This window comes from Ammoniphilus sp. YIM 78166 (genome assembly GCF_004522215.1).
Lineage (GTDB): Bacteria > Bacillota > Bacilli > Aneurinibacillales > RAOX-1 > YIM-78166.
In genome coordinates this window covers 180,836-193,429 of sequence record NZ_SDLR01000006.1, presented here as the reverse complement: position 1 = coordinate 193,429, position 12,594 = coordinate 180,836, and the positions used below count along the sequence as shown (strand labels likewise).

The 12,594-nt window shown below is 34.2% G+C and carries 10 protein-coding genes; 9 read left to right on the top strand and 1 reads right to left on the bottom strand.

Annotation, left to right across the window (positions count from 1 at the left end):
• Positions 1–78 precede the first annotated feature (78 nt).
• The 9 genes from EIZ58_RS25600 (at position 79) to glmM (ending at position 11,950) form a co-directional block, all read left to right on the top strand.
• A complete protein-coding gene (locus EIZ58_RS25600; protein WP_134703815.1) occupies positions 79–699 on the top strand; it encodes a sugar transferase in 621 nt (206 codons plus the stop codon).
• A 13-nt stretch (positions 700–712) separates the two neighbouring features.
• Positions 713–1,651: a glycosyltransferase family 2 protein gene (locus EIZ58_RS25595; protein ID WP_134703814.1), complete on the top strand. Its 939-nt coding sequence runs from the start codon at positions 713–715 to the stop codon at positions 1,649–1,651.
• A 269-nt stretch (positions 1,652–1,920) separates the two neighbouring features.
• The gene (locus EIZ58_RS25590; protein ID WP_134703813.1) at positions 1,921–3,054 is read left to right on the top strand and encodes a polysaccharide pyruvyl transferase family protein; all 1,134 of its coding nucleotides are present in this window, start codon (positions 1,921–1,923) and stop codon (positions 3,052–3,054) included.
• 14 nt (positions 3,055–3,068) lie between these two features.
• Positions 3,069–4,091: a glycosyltransferase family 2 protein gene (locus tag EIZ58_RS25585; RefSeq protein WP_134703812.1), complete on the top strand. Its 1,023-nt coding sequence runs from the start codon at positions 3,069–3,071 to the stop codon at positions 4,089–4,091.
• 146 nt (positions 4,092–4,237) lie between these two features.
• The gene (locus tag EIZ58_RS25580) at positions 4,238–5,032 is read left to right on the top strand and encodes a glycosyltransferase (RefSeq protein ID WP_134703811.1); all 795 of its coding nucleotides are present in this window, start codon (positions 4,238–4,240) and stop codon (positions 5,030–5,032) included.
• A 378-nt stretch (positions 5,033–5,410) separates the two neighbouring features.
• Positions 5,411–6,526, top strand: a complete 1,116-nt coding sequence (locus EIZ58_RS25575) for an O-antigen ligase family protein (protein ID WP_134703810.1) — start codon at positions 5,411–5,413, stop codon at positions 6,524–6,526.
• 123 nt (positions 6,527–6,649) lie between these two features.
• Positions 6,650–8,182: a murein biosynthesis integral membrane protein MurJ gene (gene murJ / locus EIZ58_RS25570; RefSeq protein WP_134703809.1), complete on the top strand. Its 1,533-nt coding sequence runs from the start codon at positions 6,650–6,652 to the stop codon at positions 8,180–8,182.
• 1,245 nt (positions 8,183–9,427) lie between these two features.
• A complete protein-coding gene (galE, locus tag EIZ58_RS25555) occupies positions 9,428–10,465 on the top strand; it encodes a UDP-glucose 4-epimerase GalE (protein WP_134703808.1) in 1,038 nt (345 codons plus the stop codon).
• 123 nt (positions 10,466–10,588) lie between these two features.
• Positions 10,589–11,950: a phosphoglucosamine mutase gene (glmM, locus tag EIZ58_RS25550; protein WP_134703807.1), complete on the top strand. Its 1,362-nt coding sequence runs from the start codon at positions 10,589–10,591 to the stop codon at positions 11,948–11,950.
• A 104-nt stretch (positions 11,951–12,054) separates the two neighbouring features.
• Here glmM and EIZ58_RS25545 read toward each other — a convergent pair whose 3' ends face one another.
• On the bottom strand, positions 12,055–12,570 hold the full coding sequence (locus EIZ58_RS25545) for a VanZ family protein (protein ID WP_134703806.1): 516 nt from the start codon (positions 12,568–12,570) through the stop codon (positions 12,055–12,057).
• Positions 12,571–12,594: the final 24 nt, after the last annotated feature.

Below are 12,594 nucleotides of genomic sequence, written 5' to 3'. Positions count from 1 at the left end.
AGTTGACGTTGGTATTGTATATTCAAATGAATTGGAATTAGTAGAATATAGTTTTGTAAAGGTTGGGGTGTAAAAAAAATGTACTTTACAATTAAAAGATTAATCGATATTGTTTTATCTTTCATAGGTTTGATAGTATTATCTCCAGTATTTATTGTTCTAATTATAGCAATTAAACTAGACTCAAAAGGACCGGTTTTATTTAAACAAAAACGTGTAGGGATTAACAAGACTCACTTTAATATATTAAAATTCCGAACTATGAGGATTGATACACCAAAGGATAAACCCACTCATCTATTGGAAAATCCAGAGCAATATATTACCAAGGTTGGCAAGGTTCTTCGAAAGACTTCCCTTGACGAACTTCCACAGATCTGGAATATCTTTGTTGGTCAAATGAGTATTATAGGTCCACGCCCTGCTCTTTGGAATCAGTATGACTTGATCGCTGAACGGGATAAATATGATGCTAATGACGTACCTCCTGGACTAACAGGTTGGGCACAAATTAATGGTAGAGATGAACTTCCGATTGAGGTAAAGGCTAAGTTAGATGGTGAGTACGTTAAGAGAATTAGTCTTTGGATGGATGTTAAGTGCTTCTTTGGAACCATCATAAGTGTTGTTAAAAGTGATGGTGTTGTTGAAGGTGGGACAGGAACGAAAAAAGCTAATACAGAATCAGTGAAACAATAGGGGGGATTTCAAAATGAACGATACAACTATGATTCATATTGAGAAAGATATGTCATCGCATAACTCCCCTAAGGTATCAATTATTGTAGCAACATATAGACGAAAAGAAACATTGAAAAGAGCTTTACAATCATTAATTACACAGACGTACTCTAATTTTGAAATTATCGTAGTTGATGACAACGCTGATGCTGAATGGAATACTGAAATCGATAAGATTGTTAACAGTATGAAGAACTTAGACAATTTTGAAATTATCTATACCCAAAACAAGAATAATAAAGGGTCTGCAGAAACTAGAAATATTGGAATTAAGCTAGCTACAGGAGAGTATGTAACTTTTTTAGATGATGATGATATTTATTTACCTGACAAAGTAAAGAAACAAGTTGAGCATATGACTAAGGAAGGTTCAGATTTTTCACTCACAGACTTATGGCTCTATGATGAAAAGGATAAGCTAATTGAAAAACGTATTAGAGACTATATTAAAGATTTCTCATCAGAAAGTTTAATGAGATATCATCTAATGTATCATATGACAGGAACAGATGTGATGATGTTTAAAAAGAAATATCTGATAGATATTGGGCTGTTTTCTTCAATTAATGTTGGAGATGAGTTCTATTTAATGCAGAAGGCAATAGCAGGGAAAGGGATTTTCAGTTATTTGCCTGGATGTGAGGTTAAAGCTTATGTTCACAGTGAAACAGACGGGTTATCTAGTGGAGATGGAAAAATAAAAGGCGAGAATGAACTATATGAATATAAAAAGAAATACTTCGATAAATTAACACCAAAAGAACAAAGATATGTAAAAATGAGACACTATGCTGTTATAGCTTATGCAGAGTTTCGGAAGAAAAAGTATTTTTCCATGATTAAAAACTCATGTCTTTCTTTAATGTCTTCACCTACAAAATTTATAAATCTATTTATAAATAGGAAGTAGCAAAAATAACCTAATTTTCATCATTACACTTAGCAATAGAAAATTATCTGACGGGAATTGGTGATTGATGCAAATGACGTTCTGGATAAATTTGATTTGATGTTAGGGTCTATAAAGACAAAGGCTAAATTATCTAATTTTTCGGAATGTGATGTTGCATACTGGCGAGGGCAGACTCTATCAAGCGAAGATGGAAAAAATAGAGGCAATAAACAGCTATTTGAATATAAAAAAAATTTCGACGAATCGGTTGTCAAGAGGAGAAGGTTATGGAAAAAATTGGAATATCTACTGTACACACTGGATTTAATTATGGATCGGCATTGCAGGCATATGCAAGTAAGGTGATTTTGAATGAACTGGGATATCAGGGAATCAATATTTCATTAAAAGGCAGTCTTATCAAAGGAAGGGATGTAAGACTAAAGAAAGTCGCTGTTATTGCTGTTAGGCTCTTGAGACAACCGCATAATATTAAAAAAAGAGTTAACGTTTATAGTGATAATATGAGCAAACCCTATTCCGAACATTCAAAAGAATTATTCAAAAATTTTAGACTAAAGAAAATCCAACCATACCACTGTACATGGAATCAATTAAAGCGTCTTGCAAAGAGTGATGATTTTAAGGCGTTTTTGTGCGGGAGTGATCAGATTTGGAATGCAGAAGCATTATATGTAGATCCGCAGTATTACTTAAGATTTGCGCCTAAAGAGAAAAGAATTGCTTTTGCTCCAAGTTTTGGAAGAGATAAAGTTGCCGATTACAATAAGAATATTATCACAAAATACATTATGGATATCCCGAATCTTTCAGTGCGGGAAGAATCTGGTGTTTCTATAATTAAAGAATTGACTAATAAGGATGCTGCTCATTTGATTGATCCTACGCTGTTGCTAGATGGAATAAAGTGGGATAAATATTTAGAATTACAAGAAGCTGTGTCAGACAGTGAAAAGTATATATTGGCGTACTTTTTGAATGAGCCATCTGATTACGCAAAAGAGTGTATCAAGAAATTAGCTCAAAAAAATAAACTGAAGGTAATAGCCCTTCCTTATCAAAGAGAAGTGACTGATTGGTTGGATATTGCGCCAGATGCCGGACCTGTTGAGTTTGTCCAGTATGTTAAAAATGCATCTTACGTTTGCACGGATTCGTTTCACGGGACTGCATTTGCAGTTAATTATGAAGTGCCTTTTTATACATTTGAAAGACAATATGGCTCTGCTGGAAAACAATCATCTCGATTGGATTCATTCCTGAAATTGGTGTCATTAGAAGAGAGATTTAATCCAAACATGGAGTTATTAGATGCACCGATTGATTACAGTAAAAGTAAAGTTGTCCTTGAGAAAGAAAGGAAGAAAGCTGTGGAGTACCTTAAAAATGCGCTGCAGTAGATGGAGGGGAAAAAATGATAGGTAATTTAATTAATGAAACTTCAAAGTTCCTGGTTTCGATAATCGTTCCAGCATATAATGTGGAGAAGTATATAGAAAAGTGTCTTTCATCCATATTAGAGCAAACCTATACAAATATTGAAGTAATTGTTGTGGATGATGGATCAACAGACAAAACAGGACAACTTATAGATAATGTTTCTCAACAAGACAGCAGAGTGCGTGTTATACACAAAAAAAATGCCGGGGTTAGTGCTGCAAGAAATACTGGGATTGAAATATCGACGGGAGATTATTTGGTTTTTGTGGATGGAGATGATTTTATTGCACAGGATTATGTTGAGTACATGCTTAGTCTAATTGAAAATACAGGCTCAGAATTCTGCCTTTCAAAATGTTGCTATACCAAGAGTGGTGAAAAGCAAACTCAAAGTGAATATATAGAGAAATTACAACCAGAAGATGCGACAGCACTACTTATATCACCAGATGTTATTGTGGGTTGTTGGAATAAAATTTTTAAACGAAGTTTAATTGTTAACAACAATATATGGTTTTCGACTAATTTATTTTATGGCGAAGGACTGACTTTTATTACCACTGTTTCACAAATATCTAAATCTGTTGGTGTTGGAAATCGTAAAGTTTACTATTACAGACGAAACAATGAAGCTTCCGCAACAACAAAATTCGATATTAATAAACTATATAACGGTGAGAAAGCACTTAAAAACATTAGGAAGCAACTTATAATAAACAGCCCAAAAGTCAATACAATGCTTAACTTACATTTATGTCTTTTTAGTTTAGGCGCATTAGTAAAAATCAAGTCTAATCGCTTAGAAAAAGAGTATTTGAAGGATTATCAAAGGTGGAAATCATATATAAGACATAATTCTTTAAAATTCACATTTAATGGAGAAATATCAATTTATAGAAAGTTAATGCTCTTTGGAGGATGTTTAAGTCCATGGCTTATGATGAAGTTAGACACAACTAGACGGAGACATATTTCTGCTAATAGTGTTGGTGATTAGTATTTATCAGTTGGAAAAGTTCATTGGATTGTGAAACTACTAGGTAGTCCAATTGTATTTTATTGTTAACGTATTTATACAAATGACATTTTACAAAAATAGCTTACGAATAGTTCAATACACTAAGGAAGTAAGAGGAGGAAGAAATGAAAGTACAGATTCTTGTGTCAACAATGAATCAAAAGGATTACTCATTGTTGGATAAATTAAATATTCAGTCGGATGCAGTTATAGTTAACCAAGATGATCATTATGCGTATGATGTTTTTGATTATAATGGATATCGCGTAGAATGGATTTGCGTTAATGAGAGGGGATTATCTAGGAGCAGAAATTTGGCACTTTCAAAGGCTAGTGGTGATATTTGCATTCTTGTGGATGATGATGAACAATTGCGAACAGGGTATCCTGACATAATAAGAAATGCTTTCAGTTTTTATCCTGACGCAGCTATTATTGCATTTAATATTGCATCTATAGGAAACAAAAGTAATCGATATCACAACAAAAAAAATAAACGACTACACAGATTTAATTCAATGAGGTATGGCTCTGCACGTATTGCTTTTCGGAGACAGAAAATTATAAAAGAGCAGATCGGATTTCCAACATTATTTGGTGCCGGTTCATCATTTTTTAGTAGTGGTGAGGACTCAATATTTTTATCAACTTGCTTTAACAAGCGATTGAGAGTATATGCTTGGACAGAAGTAATAGCAGACATTGAGGATGAGGACGGAACATCTTCCTGGTTTAGTGGGTATAATAAGAAGTATTTTGTTGATAAAGGAGCTGTGTATGCAGCAATGACAAAATATTTTGCAATAGGATATTGTCTATATTTCGCATTTCGTCATAAAAAGAAATATTCAAATACTGTGTCCTTTCAACAAGCTATGCAGTGGATGCTAGAAGGAATAGCAGTATATAGGAAACTATAGTAATTGGTTAATTTTTTTATTGAGGAAGGAGTTAAGCTTAATATTATATAGAGCTAATTGAAAGGATGCTACTACATCTTACATGGAAAGAAATATAACTATTGAAAAGCGTAATACTGGTCCTTTCTAATGCGTGTTTATGTATCAAGGGGCTATGAATTATAAATCTAAAAAAATAGTAAAACCGTTATTATTATTTCGTAATAGTCTAATAGGTTATACAATTTAAAATTAATATTAAGTAAATTAATTTTTCTTATCTTCCGTGTACTATTTTAAAAGAAATGAGTGGAAAAAGTGTATCAATTGAGGGATACGAAAATAGCCCCTTTTTTTGTTCAATTAATAATAGTCTCTCTATGTTTTGGGGGATTCTATTTGAATATAGGTTTTGCTTTAAAACCATATATAATGCTTACCTTTTTAAATATTCTATTACTATTTAGTATCGCAAGATTTAGTAAATTATTACCTTTCGAAATGTTAATGATGTTTTTTATCTTGGTTTATTGTGCCTCTGCTTTACAGTTTAATTATCCTGATAAACATTTGCGTTTTATTTTTGCCTTTTTTATTATATTATTGTTTTATTTTTCAACAAGAGGCTTAATAATCCTATGTAAAATTGAGGATTTGCAAAGGATGATATCAATTTCTGGCATAATTGGAAGTTCTGCCTCCCTAGTATATTACCTTATCGGAATAGTAGAGACTGGGATGAACTTTTTTGGGAATGGCGTAATTTATCATGGATTAATGATAGATAGGTCAATACCGAGATTGATTGGTACAGCATCAGGGGATCCAAATATATTTGTGCTTTTTATGACCCTATACTTTTTTTACTATTTGTATAACATATCCACTACAAGAAATAAAATTGGCTTTTTGCTGACCACAATGTGTATTATTCTAACTTTTTCAAGAGGGGCATATATTGCCATTTTCATCACATCTCTATTAATGTTTATTTTAGGAGATAAACGCAAAGGGAAGTTTAAGAGTTTCTTGGCTATATCTCTCATATTCATTGGAATAGGTTATGTTATAACTTTGTTTGGTGTAAATTACATGGACTTTATTGGAAGTAGATTTTCAAATATTTCTAATGATGGAGGGAGTGGCAGGATAACTCTCTGGACGAATGCAGTAGAAACCTTCATAAATAATCCAATAATGGGTACAGGATTAAATGGAACTTTAGATTATAATGCAATAAATTATGGAAACTCAGTATATATACACAATACTATGCTCGAGGTACTTTCCGAAGCAGGGTTAATGGGTTTCAGTGTATTTATCTTATTGTGGATTTTAATACTAATTTTCTGTATAAGAATATTTAAATATAATAAAGCAACAAAATTTCTTTTAGCAACTTTTGTTGCTACTTTTATTCAAATGCTCTCTTTATCAATATTATTAAATGAGGTATTTTATCTGATGTTACTGTTGTTATATAGGTATAGTATAGAATATACAAAGAATGAATGACTTGCTCTCGCTATAGATGTGGCTTTTTTCTTGATGATAGTAATATAAAATATATAAAATTTTAACAATTAATTGAATACGTTATCTAAAATTAATTGTCATGGATAAAAAGAGGTTTTAGAAATGAAAAAGATAGCACTAGTATTAATGGTATTAACAATAATCTCTAAATCATTTGGCCTTATTAGAGACATTACTTTATCTTATTTCTATGGAGCCTCTAATATTAGTGATGCATACCTCATATCATTAACTATTTCAACAATATTAGTTTCTATTATTGGTACAGGTATATCTTCAGGGTACACTCCAATGTATACAAAAGTTGAAAGTATAGATGGAATTAAAGCAGCCAACAGGCTTACTAATAACTTAATAAATATAATTCTAATTTTCTGTACTCTAATCATAATAATAGGGTTAACTTTTACTGATACAATTGTAAAAGTATTTGCTTCAGGATTTCAAGGTGAGACTCTTATTTTAGCAATTAAATTTACTAAAATAAGTTTGATTGGTGTATATTTTACTTTCTTAATATACATTTTCAATAGTTTTCTGCAAATAAGAGGAAGTTTTTTCATAACTGGGATGATTGGTTTCCCATTGAATCTTATAATAATAACGTCAATTATTGTTAGTTCAAAAACAAATATATTATTACTATCAATAGGTACAGTTATAGCAACAGCTTCTCAATTATTATTATTAATACCGTTTATATATAAGAATGGATATAAATATAATTTTAGAATTGATATAAAAGATGAATCTATCAGAAATATGGCAAGATCTGCGATGCCAATTATTATTGGTATGTCAATAGTAGAGATTAATACTTTAGTTGATAGGACTCTAGCATCACATATTGCAATTGGAGGAATTTCAGCATTAAGTTATGCATATAGACTAAATGGCTTTGTTCAAGGTTTATTTGTTTCTACCATAGCAGTAGCTATCTATCCTATAATATCGAAAATGGCAAACAAAGGTAATTTATCTGGGATAAAAAAATCGATGTTAGAAGCAATAGGATATATTAATTTATTAGTTATTCCTGCAACCGTTATGTCTATGATTTTTGCTGAGCCAATAATTAGATTATTGTTAGGTAGAGGGGCATTCGATGAAAATGCAATAAAACTAACAGCCAGTGCATTATTCTTTTATTCAATTGGCATGATTGGTATTGGTCTTAGAGAAATACTCTCAAGGGCTTTTTACTCTTTACATGATACGAAAACTCCAATGATTAATGCAGCTATTGCTTTAGTTTTGAACATAATATTAAATATAGTGCTTTCCAAGTTTTTAGGTATAGGTGGACTTGCACTAGCCACCAGTATATCAGCAATAGTTTGCACTATGCTATTATTTTACAATTTAAGAAAAAAAGTAGGTCCTTTCGGAATGAAAAAAATACTTTATTCATTTGTTAAAATAGTGGTTGCTTCCAGTGTTACAGGTTTGTTATCGTATCTATTTTATGAAATACTCGTAAATAAGATAGAAGTAAATATTACATTACTATTGACTTTTTGTTTTAGTATTATAATGTACCTACTATTAATATACTTTATGAAAGTAGAAGAGGTTAAAGAAATTTATCTGTTAATCAGGAAAAGACTGAAAAGGGAACAATGCCAGAATAATTAACTCCCGGTCACACAGCGACTCCCTGGAACTTAGGTAGAGCAGTGAAGCAGTTTCTTTGGTTGCTGCTCATTTCCTTTTCTTTTGCAGCTTTGCAAGTTTTGAATATTTTGTAGAAAAGGAAAGAGGTAGATATTTTTTGTTTCTATACCATAAAACCACTTGTAATTAACTTCATTTCTTTTCTTCTTTACTTCTTCTTGAACACCATCATAACAATTCTGTTATTCCAGATCTCAATGTAAGTGGATAGATTACACTTAGAGGAGAATCAAATTAAGGGCAAGTAGACTAACACAAAACAAGTTTAGGAGAAACTACCATGTACCAAACAAGAAGAACGTTTTCAACAGAGTTCAAAAAACAAGTGGTAGCTCTATATGAAAACTGAAAAAGCCTCTAAGAGATTGTCCGCGAATGTGATCTTACAGCTTCTGCAGTAGATAAATGGATTACACAATTCCGTCAATCTGATTTTTTTAAAGAAAAGGACAACCGCCCTCCAGGAGAACAGGAAATAATCGAGGTACGTAAAAGAAATAAGCCGTTAGAAATAAGAGTAGATATTTAACAAAGCACACCTGTTGTTTCAACATAAAGTCTCTAATATTTTAAATAATAGTATTCAGAAATTGATGGTGTATATTGAAACGTTAAAACAGACTTTGATTAAAGCTCTAGGCAAAGAAGAGCAATTTTAAAAGATCTTTGAACACTGGTTAAGCCAGGCGATGTACAAGCTACATATGCTTCAACAGATCAACTGCAAAAAGCTGTTGGTTTTTAAACCAGAGACTGCAAGAAGATAGTCTTCAGATGTTAGTAGATTATAATAATGTAGAGTAAGTCTTTATATAGCAATTTACAGAAGAGGAGATACTTAACTATGAATATATTAGTAACTGGCTATATAGAATCACACACTAGTGTTGATCTTTTGGAAGCAGGGCATTCAGTAATAATTGCTGATTACCTTTGTAATAGCAAACGTTAGACCGTTGAGAAAATAATAGACATTGCAGGTTAAGAAGTAACTTTTTTGGGGATTGATATAACGAATGGACAAGTGGTTGATTCTATTTTTGATCAATAATCGGCAAGCACTCCGCGCTTTACCTCGTGAAAGGGGACTGACCCTCACTCTGCTAAAGTGTAAAGCGCGAAAGCAACTCTTTTTTAAGGGTTGCTTTTTCTATTTAAAGAGAAACGAATTAGAAATGTTTACACTTAATCAATTTGAGGTGAAATATGGCTATATTAGTAACCGGAGGAGCAGGTTATATTGGTAGTCATACCTGTGTGGAATTGTTAAATGCAGGATATGATCTAATTGTAGTAGATAGCTTTACGAATAGTAAGCCTGAATCTTTGAATAGAGTAAAAGAAATTACAGGTAAGGAATTTGGCTTTTATAAATACGATCTTCTAAATCGTGAAGATCTAGAAAATATATTCATAGAAAATAATATTGATGCTGTTATCCATTTTGCAGGGCTAAAGGCTGTTGGTGAATCGGTGGAGATGCCTTTGAGGTATTATCATAACAATATTACAGGAACTCTTATTCTTTGTGAATTAATGCAGAAGTATGGCGTGAAAAAGTTAGTATTTAGCTCTTCAGCAACTGTGTATGGAACACCAGAACGGGTTCCAATATCTGAAGACTTTCCTTTGAATGCTACCAATCCTTATGGACAAACCAAACAGATGATCGAGGAGATTCTGAGAGATTTACATCGTTCTGATAATGAATGGAGTATAGCTCTTTTACGTTATTTTAATCCTATTGGTGCTCACTCTAGTGGTCTTATTGGAGAAGATCCTAATGGTATCCCAAATAACTTAATGCCCTACATAACTCAAGTAGCAGTTGGAAAGTTAAATGAACTAAAGGTTTTTGGTAATAATTATCCAACTATGGATGGGACAGGTGTAAGAGATTACATCCATGTTGTAGATCTGGCGGATGGACATTTGAAAGCCTTAGAGAGGGTTCTATCAACTAGTGGAGTTGATGCTTATAATCTAGGAACCGGAAGAGGATACTCTGTATTAGAACTGGTTGTAGCATTAGAAAAAGCATCGGGAAGAAAGGTTCCCTATAGCATCGTGGATAAAAGACCTGGGGACGTCGCCATATGCTATGCAGATCCATCTAAAGCTAAAGAAAAATTAAGTTGGATAGCTAAAAGAGGAATCGAAGAAATGTGCCGAGACTCCTGGAACTGGCAATCCAAAAATCCTAACGGATATGACGACGTAAGAGTGCCTGTCACGACACCATAAGATAATGAGGTTTAAGAGTGTATTTTTTAAGAGCCCGACAGTTTAAAAAGCTGTCAGGCTCTTTTTTATTAGTGTTTTATGAAAACCAATGATAGGAAATAAACAGATAGGAGTAGAGTCTACATGGGCAAATATTTCGGAACAGACGGAGTAAGAGGTGTAGCCAACAAAGGGTTAACCCCAGACCTAGCATTTAAATTGGGGCGATGTGGAGGATATGTTCTTACCAAGAGCAATATGAAAAAACGACCAAAGGTCATTATTGGTCGAGATACCCGGATATCCGGACATATGTTAGAAGCTTCTTTAACAGCGGGAATGCTTTCTATTGGTGTGGACGTCATACGAGTAGGGGTGATTTCTACACCGGGTGTTGCGTTTTTAACTCGTTCATTCAATGCGGATGCAGGGGTGATGATCTCGGCCTCTCATAATCCATTCCAAGATAACGGAATTAAATTTTTTGGTGGGGATGGATTTAAGCTGTCGGATGAGATGGAAGCTGAAATTGAGACGTTAATAGAGGTAAAAGAAGATCAGCTTCCTCGGCCTGTTGCATCTGCCATTGGTACGGTTATGGATTATCGTGAAGGGGGACAAAGGTATCTTTCTTACTTAAAGACAACGGTGAAAAATCCTTTTCATGGTTTGAAAGTCGTTTTGGATTGTGCAAATGGTGCTTCTTATGCGCTTGCTCCGCAGCTTTTCCGTGACCTGGGAGCGGAGACCGTTGTTCTTGCTTACCAGCCTGATGGGATCAATATCAATGAGGGTTACGGATCTACTCACCCTGAGAACCTGCAGCAGGTCGTTGTGGAGCAAAAAGCAGATTTGGGACTGGCTTTTGATGGCGATGCCGATCGTTTGATTGCAGTGGATGAGCAGGGGAATATTGTAGATGGAGATCAGATTCTATTTATCCTCTCTACGGCGATGTCCAAAGATCTTCGCTTGAAGCATAATACTGTCGTCTCCACGGTAATGAGTAATATAGGCTTCTATAAGGCTTTGCAAACGAACGGTTTAGAAGCAAAGCAGACCAAGGTAGGAGACCGCTATGTCATGGAGGAAATGATTAGCGGTGGTTATAATTTGGGTGGGGAGCAATCCGGTCATATTATTATGCTTGACTATAATACTACAGGGGATGGAATGTTATCCGCCATTCAGCTGTTGGATGTCATTAAGACGGAAGGAAAGTCATTATCCCAGCTAGCCTCTGAGATGCGTAAATATCCTCAACTCTTAGCCAATGTACGGGTGGAAGATAAAACGGGGTGGGATACCAATGAAACCATCCAAACAGCCATCCACGAAGTGGAAGAAAAACTTGGGGATAGCGGCAGAGTTCTCGTCCGGGCATCAGGAACCGAATCCCTCATTCGCGTCATGGCCGAAGGTCCTAATGAGGAAGACCTTCAGCAATACGTTAGCAGCATCGCCGAAGTCATCAAACAACAACTCACTCCTCCCGTTATGGTATAGAGTGCCTGTCACCACCCGAATTATGTCGATGGGATGAAGGCATTTTAATGATCATGAAGAAGCCCTGACAAGGAATCAGGGCTCTTCATAAAGAAATAACCTATTTAACTACTGTGTGAAGGAGACTTCTCTCTACTATTTGATTTTGCGTTGTGAAAATTTTTTATGACCAAAAAAGAAAGCATGATCCCTGCGAAGTCTATTCCGATATCAAGTAACCGCCCATCCCGAGAAAAATAGAGCTGTAGGACTTCCGTGAGGATGGCTAATATTGTAGCTGCTATTAAGGAAATACCTGGTTTCCGATTCCACTTCCATAATAAGAAATAGAGGATGGCAAAACCAGTGAAATGGCCCAATTTAATAATGATCCACTTTTGATGGGTAATACGAAAGTCAATGTTGAAGAATTCTAGGAAATTTGGGTTGCGATTAAACGTAAAGGAAAGGGTTTGGTGAGTAAGGAATTGCTCTAGGCTGCTTACGCACGTTAATAGAAACAAGAGCATAATCCACAACAAGGTTTGGATTAGTCGTTTTTGCGAGGTGGAACGTAATTGGCGAAAGTACTGTCGACGGGAAGGATGTTTTCTTTTGCGCGTTTGGATGTTGTTATTCATTACCTTAATATACCATAAAAGGTT